The sequence below is a fragment of the Sphingomonas sp. AC435 genome (assembly GCF_979253005.1).
Window position 1 is genome coordinate 516,986 of record NZ_CEEDCJ010000001.1, and the last position, 16,146, is coordinate 533,131.

Annotated in this window: 10 protein-coding genes and 1 pseudogene; 3 read left to right on the forward strand and 8 right to left on the reverse strand. The window is 63.9% G+C overall.

All coding sequences use genetic code 11. The features are described from left to right. Positions 1-51: 51 nt before the first annotated feature. From AC0CH8_RS02375 to AC0CH8_RS02385, 3 genes are read left to right on the forward strand one after another with little or no spacing between them, the layout of a single operon-like run. The gene (locus AC0CH8_RS02375; protein WP_204199139.1) at positions 52-1,644 is read left to right on the forward strand and encodes a sodium:solute symporter family transporter; all 1,593 of its coding nucleotides are present in this window, start codon (positions 52-54) and stop codon (positions 1,642-1,644) included. Positions 1,645-1,654: 10 nt separating this feature from the next. Continuing rightward, positions 1,655-2,548 carry a 2-dehydro-3-deoxygalactonokinase gene (locus AC0CH8_RS02380; RefSeq protein ID WP_204199138.1) on the forward strand — a complete coding sequence of 298 codons (894 nt, stop codon included), beginning with the start codon at positions 1,655-1,657 and terminating at the stop codon, positions 2,546-2,548. Continuing rightward, positions 2,548-3,171, forward strand: coding sequence for a 2-dehydro-3-deoxy-6-phosphogalactonate aldolase (locus AC0CH8_RS02385; RefSeq protein WP_465238525.1), 624 nt, complete (start codon positions 2,548-2,550; stop codon positions 3,169-3,171). The genes AC0CH8_RS02380 and AC0CH8_RS02385 overlap by 1 nt, the downstream gene beginning before the upstream one ends. Positions 3,172-3,181: 10 nt before the next feature. Here AC0CH8_RS02385 and AC0CH8_RS02390 read toward each other — a convergent pair whose 3' ends face one another. The 8 genes and pseudogenes from AC0CH8_RS02390 to AC0CH8_RS02425 form a co-directional block, all read right to left on the reverse strand. Continuing rightward, complete coding sequence (locus AC0CH8_RS02390) at positions 3,182-4,051, reverse strand: SMP-30/gluconolactonase/LRE family protein (protein ID WP_465238526.1); 870 nt, start codon at positions 4,049-4,051, stop codon at positions 3,182-3,184. A gap of 221 nt (positions 4,052-4,272) precedes the next feature. Beyond that, positions 4,273-7,071 (reverse strand): TonB-dependent receptor, encoded by a 2,799-nt coding sequence (locus AC0CH8_RS02395; RefSeq protein ID WP_465238527.1) that lies wholly within the window; start codon positions 7,069-7,071, stop codon positions 4,273-4,275. A 249-nt stretch (positions 7,072-7,320) separates the two neighbouring features. Continuing rightward, positions 7,321-7,480: pseudogene (locus tag AC0CH8_RS02400) on the reverse strand (integrase core domain-containing protein); the annotation flags it as partial. Positions 7,481-7,669: 189 nt separating this feature from the next. Next, positions 7,670-9,022 carry an HlyD family type I secretion periplasmic adaptor subunit gene (locus tag AC0CH8_RS02405; RefSeq protein ID WP_204199134.1) on the reverse strand — a complete coding sequence of 451 codons (1,353 nt, stop codon included), beginning with the start codon at positions 9,020-9,022 and terminating at the stop codon, positions 7,670-7,672. Then, positions 9,019-10,788: a type I secretion system permease/ATPase gene (locus tag AC0CH8_RS02410; RefSeq protein ID WP_465238528.1), complete on the reverse strand. Its 1,770-nt coding sequence runs from the start codon at positions 10,786-10,788 to the stop codon at positions 9,019-9,021. The genes AC0CH8_RS02405 and AC0CH8_RS02410 overlap by 4 nt, the downstream gene beginning before the upstream one ends. A gap of 44 nt (positions 10,789-10,832) precedes the next feature. After that, complete coding sequence (locus AC0CH8_RS02415) at positions 10,833-11,354, reverse strand: PEPxxWA-CTERM sorting domain-containing protein (RefSeq protein ID WP_204199132.1); 522 nt, start codon at positions 11,352-11,354, stop codon at positions 10,833-10,835. Further along, a complete protein-coding gene (locus tag AC0CH8_RS02420; RefSeq protein ID WP_465238529.1) occupies positions 11,351-12,991 on the reverse strand; it encodes a TolC family outer membrane protein in 1,641 nt (546 codons plus the stop codon). Before AC0CH8_RS02420 ends, AC0CH8_RS02415 begins: the two co-directional genes overlap by 4 nt. A 63-nt stretch (positions 12,992-13,054) precedes the next feature. Continuing rightward, positions 13,055-15,682, reverse strand: a complete 2,628-nt coding sequence (locus tag AC0CH8_RS02425; RefSeq protein WP_465238530.1) for a S8 family serine peptidase — start codon at positions 15,680-15,682, stop codon at positions 13,055-13,057. Positions 15,683-16,146: the final 464 nt, after the last annotated feature.

Here is a 16,146-nt window from a genome sequence, read left to right on the forward strand (position 1 = left end):
ATATAAAAAGACCGTAACAGCCGGCGCTGATCGGCGGTGAGGGGATCGCAGATGCAGTTGGCCACGCTCGATATCATCGTCGTCATCGCCTACGCGATCGGCATCTTCGCGCTGGCGCAGTGGGTATCGCGCGACAAGGCCGGCGCCGGGCCGAAGAACTCGACCGATTATTTCCTCGCGTCTAAGAATCTGCCGTGGTGGGCGATCGGCGCGTCCCTGATCGCAGCCAACATCTCCGCCGAACAGATCGTCGGCATGTCCGGCTCCGGCTATGCCATCGGGCTGGCCATCGCTTCGTACGAATGGATGGCGGCGCTGACGCTGCTGATCGTCGGCAAGTTCTTCCTGCCGATCTTCCTGAAGAACGAAATCTACACGATGCCGCAGTTCCTGGAGCGGCGGTACGGCCCCAACATCCGTACGCTGATGGCGGTGTTCTGGCTGCTGCTGTACGTGTTCGTGAACCTGACGAGCATCATATGGCTCGGCTCGATCGCGGTCACCAAGGTGGCGGGCGTCGATCAGGACGTCGCGCTCTTCGCGCTCGGGGCGTTCGCGTTGCTCTATCAGTTGAAAGGCGGACTGAAGGCGGTGGCGCTGACCGACATCGTGCAGGTCACGTTGCTGGTGCTGGGTGGCCTCATCATCGCCTATCTGACGCTGGGCGAGATCGGCGGCGACGCGGGCGTGATCGGAGGCTTCAGTCGACTGACCACCGAGCTGCCCGGCCATTTCCACATGATCCTGGAAAAGGGCGATCCGCATTACATGGACCTGCCCGGCCTGTCGGTGCTGATCGGTGGCATGTGGATCGCGAACCTCAGCTACTGGGGGTTCAACCAGTACATCATCCAGCGCGCACTTGCCGCCAAGTCGCTGGACGAGGCGCAGAAGGGCGTGCTGTTCGCGTCGTTCATCAAGCTCATCATGCCGATCATCATCGTCCTGCCCGGGATCGCCGCGGTTGTACTGGCGCCGAACCTCGCCAAGCCGGACGAAGCCTATCCGACGATGATGCGGCTGTTGCCGACCGGCCTGCTCGGCCTCGTCTTCGCGGCGCTCATCGCGGCGATCATCGCGTCGACCGCATCGAAGATCAATTCCATCGCCACGATCTTCACGCTCGACGTGTGGGCGAAGATGAAGCGGCAGCGCAGCGCCGCGGAGGACGGTACCGGCGCCGACGACCGCAAGCTGGTGCTGGTCGGCCGGATCGCCGCAGCGGTGGCAATCCTGATCGCGATCCTGACCGCACGGCCGCTGCTCGGCGCGTCGGATCAGGCGTTCCAGTTCATCCAGGAGTTCACCGGCTTCTTCACACCCGGCATCACCGTCATCTTCCTGCTCGGCCTGTTCTGGAAGCGTGCGAACGAGGCTGGCGCGCTGGCGGCGGCGATCGCCTCCGTGGTGCTGTCGTGGCTGTTGAAGGTGGCGATGCCAACGCTGCCGTTCATGGACCGGATGGGCGTGGTGTTCCTCGCCGCGCTGGCGCTGGCCGTGGTCGCATCGCTCGTCATCCCGACGCGACGGGCCGCCGACACGATCGATACGGGTGACGTGCGCTACGCCACCAGTTCGGGGTTCAACGTCGGCGCGATCGGCGTCGTGCTGATCCTGATCGTCCTCTATGCGACCTTCTGGTGAGGCTGGGCGCATGACCGACATTTCCTTCATCGCCGTCGACTGGGGTACCACCAACCGCCGCGCCTACGCCATCGACGCGAACGGCGCGGTGTTGCGGACCGAGCGGGACGGCGACGGTATTCTCGCGGTGCCGGCGGGCGGCTTTCCCGACGCCGCCGCCGCGATCCGCGGACGTTTCGATAGCGACGCGCCGATGCTGCTCGCCGGGATGGTGGGATCGAACCGCGGCTGGGTCGACGCCGGCTATGTCCCCTGCACCGCCACACTGGATGCAGTCGCCGCCGCGACGGTCGTCGCCGGCGACGGCATCCGCATCGTGCCGGGCGTCAGCCGCAGCGCCGATGGGCGCGGCGACGTGATGCGCGGCGAGGAGGTGCAGTTGTTCGGCGCGGTCGCCGCCGGACTGGCACCCGGCGACGCGCTGCTCTGCCAGCCGGGTACGCATTGCAAATGGGCGTGGATGGCGGCAGGCGCGATCGCCGACTTCACCACCGCGATGACGGGGGAGTTGTTCTCGCTGTTGAAGGCGCACAGCCTGATCGGCGCGGACATGGCCGCGGGCGACGTGGCGGACGGCGACGCATTCCGCGCCGGTGTCGAGGATGCCCGCACGCGCGACCTGCCTGCCGCACTGTTCGGCGTTCGCGCGTCGGGCATCCTCGGGCTGCACGCGCGCGAGGACGCCGCCAGCTACGTCAGCGGCCTGCTGATCGGCAGCGACTGTCATGCGCGGCTCAGGGGCGATGCGCGCGACGTCTATTTGCTTGCCGATCCGGTGCTCGGCGCGCTCTACGCCACCGCCATCGACATCGCGGGGGGCCGTGCCCATCTGATCGACAGCCATGCCGCGTTCGTCGCCGGCATAACACGTATTCACGCCCGTATTCGCCAGGACCCGATCTGATGGACTTCGCCCCCGCCTTTGCCGCCTGCCCGCTCGTCGCGATCCTGCGCGGTGTGCGCCCCGACGAGGTCGAGGCGATCGGCGGCGTGCTGGTGGAGGCGGGCTTCACGCTGATCGAGGTGCCGCTGAACTCGCCCGATCCGTTCACGAGCATCGCGGCGCTGGCGAAGCGGCACGGCGACCGGGCTATGATCGGCGCGGGCACGGTGCTGACGGTCGAGGACGTGGCCCGCGTTCAGGATGCGGGGGGACGGATGATCATCTCCCCCAACACCAACCCCGACGTCATCCGCGCGACGGCAGCAAAGGGCATGGCCTCGCTGCCCGGCTATTTCACACCATCCGAGGGATTCGCCGCGCTGGCAGCGGGCGCGACCGCGCTGAAGCTGTTCCCGGCGGAGGCGGCCAGCCCCGGCGTGTTGAAGGCGCAGCGCGCGGTTTTGCCGAAGGATGTGCCGATGCTGGTCGTCGGCGGTGTCGCGCCGGATACGATGACGCCGTGGCTGGCCGCAGGGGCGAACGGCTTCGGCCTGGGTTCCGCGCTCTACAAGGTGGGCGACGATGCGGCAAAGGTCGGCGCGGCGGCCAAGGCGTTCGTGGCGGCGATCAACGCCGCGCGCTGAGCGCGCCCGTTCACCCCCGATACCGCAGCGTCGGCAAGCCGCGGACGCCCGGATCGACCTCGAACAGCGCGCCGCCCGCTGCTTCGTCGACACCGTCGCCCGACGACGTGACGAACATCCGGTCGAGGTTCGGCCCGGCAAAGGTGCAGCTGGTAATCTGAGACGCGGGCAGCGCGATGCTGCGGTCGCGTTTTCCCTCCGGCGTGAAGCGCGTGACGCAGGACCCGCCCCAGCAGCCGACCCACAGCCCACCCTCGGCATCGAAGGTCATGCCGTCCGGGCTGCCCCAGGCGTCCTCGAACACGATGAACGGCGTGCGGGGACCCAGCGAGCCGTCGTCGTTCACCGGATAGCGGAAGATGGTGCCGAGCGCGGTGTCGGTGTGGAGCAGGAACGACCCGTCCGCCGCGATCGCGGGGCCGTTGGCAATCGTGTAATCGTCATCCACGCGCGTCGCAGTGCCGTCGGTGTCGAGGCGGTAGAAGCTGCCGCTCGGCCGGTCGCAGGTGAAGGGCATCGACCCGGCCCAGATGCGGCCCTGCGCATCCGCCTTGGCATCGTTGAAGCGATTGCCTTCGCGATCGTCCTCCGGCGCGGCGATCGGCTGCACCGTCACCGGATCGAGCGTCAGCGCGACGAAGCGGCGGCCGACACCTGCGACGAAGCCAGGTCTATCCTCGCGCTCCACGACCCAGCCGATCGTGTCGGGCATCTCCCAACTCGTCACCGCATCGCTGGCGAGATCGAGGCGGCTCAGCCGCTGGCCGAGGATGTCGACCCAATACAGCGCATTCTCCCGCGCCGACCAGGTCGGGCCCTCTCCCAGCCGGTCGCTTCGGTCGCGGGTGATGATGCGCACACGGGGGGCCGGGGTGGTCATATCCGTCTCCTGATCGTCGCCAGCGCCATAGCCTAGCGGCGATTAGTCATACAAGATCGGTCATGACCGATCCGCAAGGCGGACTTGGCAGCCCTGAACAATCCCGTCGAGCAGTCGACCTCAACGAGATGCAAAATAGGAATATCGCGGCAGTCGACATGTCCGGGGAACTCCCGGAAAGGGCGCGGTGTCTTCCGACACGCGCGCCATTCCATGTCACATCAATACCGAACGCGAATGCTGCCTTGCACCGTTCGCGCCTGAAGCCGCACACCACTGCCGAGCAGGTTTTCCTTACCGAAATATTGGTATGCATTGTTGTTGGTCAGGTTCGTGGCTTCGATCGAGAACGTGACCCACCGCTTCGGCGTGTAGTTTACTGCTACGTCGAGACGTTCCGTTGCGTCCGAGAACTGCGAATATTCCGGGTTTCCAAGATCAGCGCCGTTTCTATAAGGTGAACGATAATTATACGCGATCCGAGTGCTGAACATCGGCGTGGTGTAGAACAGTGCCGCGTTGGCAGTCCATTTGGAAACGCCGTTACCGTCGTAGGCGCCCGGAAATCCTTCCTCGAACGGCAGGACCTGCCGCGCCTTGATCATATAGGTGCCGTTCAACGAAGCGCCGAAATTGGCCAGGGCGCCAGGCAAGAAGTCAAAAAACGCCTGCGCCTGTCCCTCGGTGCCGATGAATTCCCCAGCTCCGCCATTCCGGTTGGTCCGCAAGAATCCGGACCGACCCGGCTGGCCGTAACGACCCAGATCCAGAATCGGTTCACGATCATAATAGAGGAATCCGGTCGCCTTTTTATAGAAGCCGGCAAGGCTGAGGATGCCCCCGCGACTAAAATAGTTTTCAAGGCTCACGTTATACGAACGCTCCCGCTGCGCCCTGAGGTCCGGATTGCCAGCATCGACCGTTGGCGGATTGTCATTCGGGTTGATGAAGTAGGATGGACTCAACGCACCGAAGCCAGCGCGCTGGACATTCGTCGTGTAGGATAGACGCATCTGCGTTCTGTCGGTGAAATGAACAGTCGCAGTCACGGACGGCAAGAGATCGACGAAATTCCCACGGGCAAATGCAGCCCGGTTGACGTCATTCTCTACGATTTCGCCGTTCACGGTGCGCCGAATTCTTTCCGTGGCAGTGCTGCGGTTCGTGCCGAAATTGTTGACGTACCGCAGTCCGATCGTGCCGTCGATCGGAAATCCTAGTTTAAAACCATAGTTGATCTGACCGTAGAGTGCGAAGTTGTTTTCACGGCTGGCAAACTGTTGCCCCAATTGGCCTTGTGGGAAAACCGTGGCAAATTGGGCGCCTCCCTGACCTGGTACGGCCTGCTGAAGATAGGTACGGATGTCAGCGATCCTGTCGTAAAGCACCTTGCCCGGGATCGCTGCCCATTGCTGTGCTCCCCTGATGGGTGGCCCGATCGGGCGAGCGGACTCGGCCCCCGGCAAAGCCGCCAGGGGAGCGAAAAACTCCTCGCCCCCTATCACTATTCTCGGAAACGCATCACGAAAGCCAAAGCTGTTTGCTACCTCGCGGCGATTGGCGCGCATTCCGGCCTGGAACGTACGAAGAAAGCCGGTCTCGCTGAATTTGAGGGTCAGATCGACCTGAGCCTGATATTCCTTGTTGTGATCGCTGCCGCGAAGATCCTGGAAACGCTCCAGTCCCAGATCGTTGATATTGGTCGGATCGATCCCTTCTAGGGTAATCGTCGGCACCGAGTACCCGCCGACATTGCTGGCGAAATCGACCGTAGTCCGCTCCAATAGCGGAGGGCGGGGCAGGTTCTGGATGTTGTAGTTTCCGGAGTTGCTCCAGCTATGCAAGATGCTCGATGTGATGTCGGCGCGATCGCTCGTCCATCTCATCTCCCCGTTGATCTGGTAGAAACTGTTTTGGCTTCTGATGTAAAGATTGTCGATCCCGACGGCTATCGAGCCCGGTCGGTTCGAGATCATCGTCACCTTATCGACCGTTCGGCCGTCCGGCCTGATCGAGATGTCGGTAAGAGTCTCACCATATCCGCCTGTGATGGCGTAATATCGGTTGAGCTCGCGGCGTTCGCGTGAGCCCGTGTAGAGTCCTTCGACAACGAAACTGAGATTGGAGGAGGGTGCCCATTGAAATGCGGCGTTGAGCGATGGGCGATCCACATATCCGATGTCGATGCCTGACCGCGCCGCGAATGGAACGATGATGTTGCGCAAATTGGCCGGCAGCCGGGCGCGTGACGAGTTGGAATCGACCGTTCCGGTCTCGTCGTCACCGCAACATACCCTTGACGGCGACTCGCTCTGGATGAACGTCTCCAGATAATTCTGGCGGGTGAAGGAGCCGTTGACCAGAAAGCCCATATCGCCGATCCCGGTTTCCGCTCGATAGGCTACCAAGGCGCTCAGGAAGGGACCAGCCTTCTTGGCGATATCGTCATACAGGCCGCGCGCGCTGCCCGCGAGCGTCAATCCCTTGCTGAGGTCGAGGGGCCGGCGCAGTTCGATGTTCACCGTACCGGAGATGCTGCCTTCCACCTGATCCGCCGTACGCGTCTTGAATACGTCGACGGCCTTGATGAGTTCGGCCGGAACGTCGGCAAGGCTGATCGATCGGGCGGTGCCCAAATTGGCGTTGTTGCCGTTGACCGTTGTCTGAACGCCGCCCAGACCGCGGATCAACACTTCCTGCCCCTGCCCCCGTTCTCGGGTGATCTGAACCCCGGGAATTCGAGCAATGGCATCGACGACGTTGTTGTCCGGCAATTTGCCGACGTCTTCCGAAACGACGGAGTCCACGATCTGCTTCGCATTGCGCTTTTTATTGACCGCGCTGGTGATGCTGCCCCGAATACCGACGACGATGATGGCATTCTTGGCTGCCTCCTCCTCCGTCTCGGCCGTGCTATCGGATGAGACTGCCGACTGACTGCGAGACGCGTCTGCGGATTGTCGCTGTCTGGCCGAATCGTCTTGAGCGTGCGCGCTGCTCGTACCGAACACGAGCGCCATGACCCCACAAGTCATGGATAGATATGCCTTCGTCATACAGCCCCCCACTTACCCATATTATATGGTATAATATTGAGCATATCGGCTTGCAGGCGCTATTCAATATAAAAGTGCGTTTCGCAGCAGAAAACTTGACGAAGATTTTCTGCAGACTCGCACCAGGAGTTTGCCGCTGCTCCGCCGACTGAGCGGCGCCCAGGGGGTGGTCCGGGTAGATAGTTAGTGCACCGTGGTTTCCGCCATTGTTGCCTATAGGTGGAGCGAAGCGGATCGGGAGGCCGGCAATGGCGGCGTGGCCGCTTCCGGGGCCGGCGAGCGGTAGCCCAGGCTACTGTGTGGGCGCTCGGCGTGTAGTGCCGCCGCCAGGCTTGAATCAGCACCTAGCCTCGACGAGGCTGTAGACGATCTCGCGGCCTTCCTCGATCCAGACTGTCATAGTCAATGGATCACTCAGACGGGGGCAGCTCATATGAGCGCGAAGGTGCTTGTGTCGGATGATCCATAGGCGGAAAATAGCTCATGCAACCGACGAGGATATGGATTGATACGTCTTGTATCGAAGCAAGCGGAAAGTGGAGCGGCTAACAGCGCGCTTTGGTTAACGCTCCGAGAAGGACCGGGACAAAGTCTCCGTCAGGGGATCTAGCATGTACTGGAGTGCGCTTCGCTTTTGAAGCGTGACAGTTACCTGCACGGGTACGCCGGCGCGGATACCGGTGTCCGCGCCCCGCGCCGCTCGCAACATGGCCACCTGATCGTCGGGTATGACGATCGTGGCGGTGAACTGGCTGAGCCCGGTGCGATCGTCGCGGACGCTATCGGCCGACACCGTCCGGACCACGCCCATCAGGATCGGCAGGTCGCGGTCGTGCAGCGACAGAAACTTTACTTCCGCCGGCTTGCCGGACACCACACCGTCGATATCCTCCGGCGCGAAGGTCGCGCGAACCTCCAGCGGGGCGGCATCAGGTACGATGTCGAGGATCGGCTGTCCGGCCGCGATCACACCGCCCGCGGAATGCACCCTGAGGTCGACGACGCGCCCCGACACCGGCGCACGGACGATCGTCCGCTCCACCTGCTCCTTTGCGGCGATCCACTTGGGCAGCGCATCATTGAGCTGAAACTGCGTCTCACGGAGCATCTTCGCGTTTTCGTCGACGAGCTGCCGACGGGCTTGGGCGACCTGATCGCGCGTACCCGCGACCTGGGCGCGAGACGCGGCGGCCCGTGCGATTAGATCCGCGTTGCTGCCGTCCAGTGCCGCCATGTTTCGTTCGAGCGCACGGACGGTATTGCGCGAAACATCCCCGCTCTCGGCGAGGCGGCGCGTGCTTTCCATTTGCGCCTGCAAGGATTCTCGTTGCTCCGCCGTCGATGCGGACTGCGCCTCGAAGCCTTGGATCTGCCTCGCAAGTTGATCACGTTCGGATCGCAGTATACCGTAGCGAGACGACAAAAGATTACGCTGCGCCTGGGATTGTGCGAGCTGAAGCCGCTTGGCCGCGTCCACCAGCAACCGGTCCGCGCCCTCGACTTGCGCGAATTCCTTGGGCCAACGGATCGTCCCGCCGGTCACCTCCGCTTCGAGCCGCGCCCGTTGTGCCTGGAGATCGATTACCGCTCCTGCGAGCGCGCGTTCCGTCGCGGCGACTTCGGACCCCGATAGCCGGACCAGGGCATCGCCGGCGCGTACGCGCTGCCCGTCCCTGACCAGCACCTGCTCTACATCTCCGCCGTAGCGGTGCTGGATCACCTGCCGATTGCCGGCAACGACAACCTGACCGCCGCCGAAAGCCGCTGCGTCCAGTCGCGCCATGGCGGCCCAGCCCAGAAAGACGACGAAGAACAGAATCGCGACACCGCTGCCGACGATCAGCGCCCGCCGCGGGGAGTCGTCAAGATCGTTGACATCGCCGAACCGCCCGTGCGCCGGGGCCACCGCGATCATGCTCCGACCTCCGCCACTACCTTGGGCCCCTGCTGCGGCGCTGAAACACCTTGCGCAGATTGCCCGGCCATCGCCTCGGCGCGGCTCTTGAAGAACTCTACCTCGCCATCGCGAAGCAGCAGGATATGGTCGGCAACTTGCAACAGGCCGGTGCGATGCGTCGAAACGATCGTCGTGATGCCGTTCGCCTTTGCATGCGCTAGGACACCCGCCAACATCACCTCGCCATTCGTGTCGAGATGAGCGTTGGGCTCGTCGAGAAACAGGAAGCGGGGACGCCCGAACAGGGCCCGCGCCAGCGCGACGAGTTGCCGCTGCCCGGCAGAGAGGCCGCCGCTCTCGCGGATCGATAGCATCGTGTCATATCCCTGCGGCAGACGTAGGATCATCTCGTGTGCGCCCGCGCGCCGTGCAGCGTCGATCACCGCGGCATCGATATCACCCGATGTTTCCGATCTACTGAACCGCGAAATGTTCGCGTGGACACTGGCGGGGAACAGCGTCGGTGTCTGCGGCATGTACCCCAGATATCCACCGAGAGCCTGCGCATCCCAATCCGACAACTTGGCACCGTCTATCCTGACCTCGCCCGCGTCAGGTCGGATCGCACCGACGAGCGCGCGCAACAGGGTCGACTTGCCTGCGCCGCTGGGTCCGACCAACGCAACGACCTCCCCCGGCTTGGCAGAGAAGCTCACCGCCTTCAGAATCATCTTGTCGCTGCCAGGTGCCCGAACAACGACCCTCTCGACGTGGAGCAGGCCTTCCGGGGCCGGCAATGTCGTGGGCGGAGCCGTTGAGGAATTCAGGGCGAGGAACGTGGACAGGCCCTGGTACGCGGCACGGGCGCCGGTCACGTTCTTCCACGCGCCCAGTATCTGTTCCACGGGTTGAAGTGCCCGACCGACGAGCAACGACGCGGCGAAGATCGCGCCAGCCGATATGCTCTGCTGGATCGCCAGCCAGGCGCCCAGCGCCAGCGCCAAAGATTGGAACAGCAACCGCAGGAATTTGGTAGTTGCGAGAAAGCCGCCCGATGTCCTGGCGACCAGGCCCTGATCGGCCACTACGCTCGCGCGCTCCGACAGATGCCGGCCGACCAGAGCGTCGCGCATGCCCAGCGCACGTCCGACCTCCGCTGTCGCGATGGAGTAATCCTGCGAACGCGTGAGCACGCCCGCGCCCGCAGTCGATGCCGCAATTCCCGACCGCGTTGCACGCTCGCCGAGGAATGCCACAAGACTCAGCAACACCAGCGCGGCCACCGCCAGTAAACCGATCCATGCGTGCAACAGAAAACAAACGATCAGATACACCGGAGTCCAGGGTGCATCGAACACGGCCACCACGGCCGGTCCGACCAATGTTCCCCGCACGGTGTCGAAATTGCGGAGCGCCGTCATCCGGTCGGAGACCGTCGCCCGATTGGCATCGAGAATGCGGTGGAGGATAGCAGGAGCGGCCAGCTTCTCCAGCCGAACGCTGGCACGCAACAGCAAGCGCATGCGCACTAGGTCCAGCACCGCGAACACCGCCAACGTCACGATCAACACCAGGATCAAAGCCAGCAGCGTGGCTCCACCGCGGGTGGGGACGACGCGGTCGTAGACCTGCAGCATGAAGATGGATGGTGCCAGGTAGAGGATATTGACCAGGCCGCTGAACAACGCCGCGGCCCACAGATGCCGCCGCGCCGCGCGTAAGGCATGGGACAGGGGATTGGGAGCAGCGTTGTCGGACATCGGGGCTTTCCGGTCGTAGAACATGCGTCCGGCCGTTTCGGGCCGGGCGCATGCATGATCGTGGCAGGTCAGGCGAAGCGGACGGTCCGCCGGTTCGCGGTGCGACGCCGCGCCGCAAAGCCTACCGCGCCGAAGCCGCCGATCATCATCGCCCATGTGGCAGGCTCCGGCACGGCGGCCATGCCCGGCGTGATCGTCAGCGTCACGACGGACTGATCGATGTCCGATGCCAGCGTGTAGACGCCGGTCAGCAGCGTCGGCATCGCGGTCGTTCCGCTGAACAATTGCGAGCCCAGAAAGCCGCGGAAATCGTCATCGGGAAGTTGGATCGTCAGACCTCCATCCCAGGCGGTCGTATTGAACGTCACGGACCGCGCGATCTGCGTCACGCCACCAAAGGTGCCGGGCGTGTCGAGAATCGTGAAATAGCCCGCGGCGACCTCGGCGGGCGGCATCAGATCGTCGGTATCGACCGAAAAGCTCGCCTGATAGGCTCCCGTGATCTGGAACAGGAACGTTGCGGCATCGGCCGGTGTCGCGGCGAGGGCAATCGGGGCGGCCATCATCATCCATGCGGTCTTACGGTTCATTGTACTATCTCCCTCTTGGTGGTGCTGGATTGCGGCAAGTCGGGTAGGTCGCTGGCAAGCGGCCCCCCCGGCGCTGCGGCTGTCGTCGCCAGCATCTGCGGCGTCGGCACCGGCGCGGGCACGGGTGCGTCGCGGCTCCGGCCGCTGGGTACCGACAGCTTGTCGTAGGCGCGGACGAACGGCACGTAGGGGCCGATCTGCGAGCGACGCTGCTGCACGAGATTGTTCGTGGGATCATAGGGGGTGACGCCCCAGACCAGCGCATCCGCGCGAAGGCGGCCGATGAACGCCAGCAACGTCGCCTGGCCGAGATACTGGCCATATCGCGCGTTCACGACGAGAACCTGTGCGTTGAGCAGCCGCTGTTCGGAGTCGATCACCTCGAAGTTGGAGCGCAGTCCTTCTCCGAAACCACGACGGACGCCCGTCGCCGCGGCCTCTGCCGCCTGGATCGCAGCCATGCCGGCGCTCAACTGTTCCTGCGCGGTGACGGTCTGGTTCCAGGCATTGAGGATGCCGGCGGCAATGCTTCGGCGTGCATCCTCGATCTGGAAGCCGGCCGATTGCTGCGCCGCGATCGCTGCACGGACGCGTGATCCCACTACGCCCTGGGTCAGGATCGGCAGCGTGAACGTCACGCCCCCGCCGACGTTGCTGCCCAGATCACGGGTCTGGAAGCCCAGCGGATTGACGTAGCCGAACGACCCCTGCGCCGCGATCGTCGGGTTGCGTTCGGCCCGGGCGGCGGCGATCCTGTGCCGGCTCGCCTTCTCCGCCAGCTTCGCCTGCCACAGCACGGGGCTGTCGTCAGCCGCCAGCGTCTGCGCCTCTCCCGATGTCGCGGGCACGCCCGGGAGCGGCGGTTCGGTATCGAGTGCACCGGGATTGCGGCCGACCAGCGTGGCGAAGCGGGAGCGGCTCTGTTCCAGATTGGCCTTCGCCTGTGCCAGTGCCGCCCTGATGATGAAGAGCTGGGCCTGAGCCTGCGAGACGTCCGTCCGGGCAAGATCGCCCTCCCGTTCGCGCGACTGGTTCTGCCTTACCTGACGATCGTAACTTTCCACGGCCCGCAACTGGATCGCGATCAACTGCTGATCGCGACGGACGGATACGTAAGCGTCCACGACTTGCAGCAGCGTACTGTTCTCCAGCTCGCGCAGGCGTTCGCGAGCCGACAGGACATCGGCCTCCGCGGCCGACACCTGCGCCGCGGTGCGTCCGCCGCTGGTCAACAGCTGATTGACGGTCAGCGCCACGCCGATCGTGCGCTGCTCGAACAGCGTGAACCCCTCGGTCGAGATGCCGCGTTGGCGACGCTCGTTGTAGTTGAGGTTGCCGGCGATCTGCGCGCCCAGGCGATAGGGACTCAGCGCCTCGATCACGGTTTCGTCCAGCGCCCGCAACTCGGCGCGCTGGGCCTGCAGCCTGGGATTGCTACGATAGGCATCGACGATCGCATCGGCCAGTGTTTCGCCGGAGGCGGTCGTTGGCCCTGCCAGCAGCAGCAACGACGCGACCAGCCGCCCACCGCGCCCGCGCGATGCGACCGGTTGAACCCGGCTGGCGCTACCGAAAGCAAGGCGCCGCCGATGGGCGAACGTCGTGCGTCGATCGCCTATGCTGAGCAGGGTCGCCAAGGGAACAGACTCCGATGTCAAGAAAAGGACCGGGGCGGCGTGGCGCCGCCCCGGTCGGCCGGATCAGGCCAGGGTCAGCGCGCCCGTCGACATGGCGTCGCCCATCGTGTCGTACAGGTAGAAGGCTGCGTCCTGCATCTCGAACGTCGTACCGGCGCCGCTCGCACCCAGCGATGCGGCGAACGCTCCAGGCAGTGCGCCGGCATCGCTGCTCACGGAGCCGGTCTGGACCGACGCCATCTCCATCACGCGACCATCGGTGAAGCCGTCCGTCCCGTCGGAGACGAAGTCGTACCACCAGTAGCCGCTGGACCGACCGGCTGCGCGCAGTACCGCGCCGCCCTCTCCGACGAGTTCCGCGGTGTCGCCGCGAAGGCTGTTGTCGAGCAGCAGCAAGGCGTTGGAACCGACCGTGATGAGACCCGTCACATCCGCACCGCGCAGCTGCTTGGTCGTCGCGATCCGGTCGCCCCCGCTCCAGTCGAGGATCTGGTCGAAACCGCTGATCCCGGCCGTATCGAACGCGAAGACATCGGTGCCCGCACCGCCGAACAGCCTGTCGTTGCCGGCCCCGCCGTTCAGCCAGTCGGCACCGCGCATGCCGTACAGCCTGTTGTCCAGCCCGTTGCCGGTCAGGCGATCGGCGCCGTCGCCGGTCACCACATTCTCGATCCGGCTGTTCGCCGCGATCGTGAAGGCATCCTGTGTGCCGAAGCGGGTCGTTGCGCCCTCGACCAGCGACACGTCGATGTTCGCCGCCACCGCCGCAGCGTTGATCCAGTCGTTGCCACCGTTCGTGTCGGACAGCGTGCGACGGGCCCCCTCTCCGGCGATGGCCGCCATCGTGAAGAACTCGCTGGTATAGCTATGCACGTCGTCACGCGACGCGCCTGCGCCGAACATGTCCATCGTCAGGCTGTTGATCGTCAGGCGGGTGTCGTTGAGCCCGAAGAACGAGGGCCTCGCGTCGAAGTCGAGATTCATGAACTGAAGCGTCCATTCACCCTGCGTTGCGACGCCCCGGAATCCCGAGAATCCGAACGTGAACTCCTGATCCGGAGAGTTCCGGTCGACTTGCGCCAATTGACCCGTCTGGGCCGTGAAGGCGGTCGTGCCGTCCGGTGCGACGAGTGCGATCTGGCTGATGAACATCTGCGCGAAGGCAGATCCCAACAATTGGTTCTCGTTGCCGTAGACGTCCACCGGCATCCTGAAATTGAGCGTCAGGTCGATATGCTCGACATCCACGTTCTGGCCGACCGCGAAATTGAACCTGACGGGCTCTTCCAGGAAGCCGCCGGCGAACTGTCCGGGAGCGGCACTGTTGAAATCGACCGAGCCGTTCGACGTCAACCCGACGGGAACCACGCCCGTGGAAACCGAGACCTCGTTCGCGGATGTCCCGGCCGCTCCGAACAGCGACCACACTTCGGCCATCCGCACCGCGTTATAGGCATCGACCGCGCCATAGCCATAGTCGTTGCTGTAGTGCATCGCACCGCCGTTCCAGCCCGCGGCATCGCCGGCGAGCTGGAAAGACCGTTCGTTCAGGACGCTCCGTGCCGTGCTCGAACCGGACTGGAAATCGATGGCGACGGGTCCGGTTTCGAACGCCACCGGCAGCTTGGCCGAGGCCGCGAGAATGTTCCTGACGTCGCGCCAGCCGAGATCGTCGTTTGCGTCGAGCATCAGGGCCACGACACCGGTGACGATCGGCGTCGCGCCCGACGTACCGCCGAACTGATTGGTATAGTCGGCTGCGCCCTGCGGATCGAAGGAGGTGTTGTAGCCGGCCTCGCCGAGCAGGTCCGTCGTGACGAGACCGGTGCCACCGATTATTGCGCTATCGCTTGACGGCGCCGCGACGAGGAGGTGCGGTCCGTGGTTGCTGTAACTCGATGCCGCACCATCGGCCTCTCGGTAGGCGGACACCGCGATAGTATGGCGATCGGTCTTCCAGCCATCGTTCTGGCCATCGTCCGGCGTGTTGCCCGCGGCAGCGACGATAATCGTTCCAAGCCCGGCTCGACCCGTCTCGGCGGCCATCTCCGCGGCCTGCGCGAGAGCGTTCTGGGCCGTTGCCACGACGCCGCGTGAATTAGACGACCTGATAAGCGGGTTGTATGAACCCCAGCTATGGTTGGTGACGTCATACCGGTTCATCTGGGACATGGCATCGAAGAACGACGCGCCGCCATTCACATAGAGGGGGCTGTCGGGATCGAAGATGTTCACGCTGGTGAGCGAGGCGTTGAATGCGACACCGACACCGCCGCGACCGTTGAGGGCGGCACCGATCAGGCCGGCAACCGAGGTGCCGTGCGGCCCCGGAGCCTCGTTGCCACCGATCGTGACGCCGTCAATGACGACATGACGCGATGAATCGTAATTGGCGCTCAAGTCCCAATGCGTGCTCTGCACACCTTCGTCATAGATGCCGACGCTGACGCCGCGACCGGTAAATTCCTGCCATACCGGAAGGATATCGCCAAGCCGGGTCAGGTGCCACTGGCGCAGGGTTTCAGCATTCGTAGCGGGCACATAGAAGTCGAACGCCGTGGTGACTGCAAGGCCGGTCCTGACGTCGTAAGCCTTTCCGGTCGGCGGCGCGGCTACCGCTGCTGCGACGTTCGCATCGGCAGCAAATCCAAGCGTCGTGTTCGCCGCCGTAAAGTTCGAACTGTTACCCATCGTCGTATAACCTCCCTGAATAGATGACAGCCAATGTAGGACGATCATGGAAACTCGGACCCGATGACTTTAGGGCACGCCGATCCCCGGCCCGGCGCGTTGCGGCACGGCTCTACGGCCAAATTTCGGCATGCCGTCCGATCGATGCACATCTCCCGACGCGCGACGATTATGGCTAGCGGATGTATGTTTTCCCGAACTTGTCACCCCAGCGATACGGCCGCTGCTACGGCTACGTGATCGATGAGCCTCCACTACCCTCCCGACGCGATTACTGCGCTGATTAGGGGTGAAAGCCATTTTTGAGTCAAGGGCCAGGGCGCGCCGTGAAGAGTCACTGCTAGTGTGGTATCGGTCCGGACTCTGCCTGCTAAATAAGTCTATATATTATAAATGGTTAGGTCGGGCAGAATTTACTTCGTTCCAAGGACCGATTTGAATTGTTTGCCGCAAATTCAATGTTT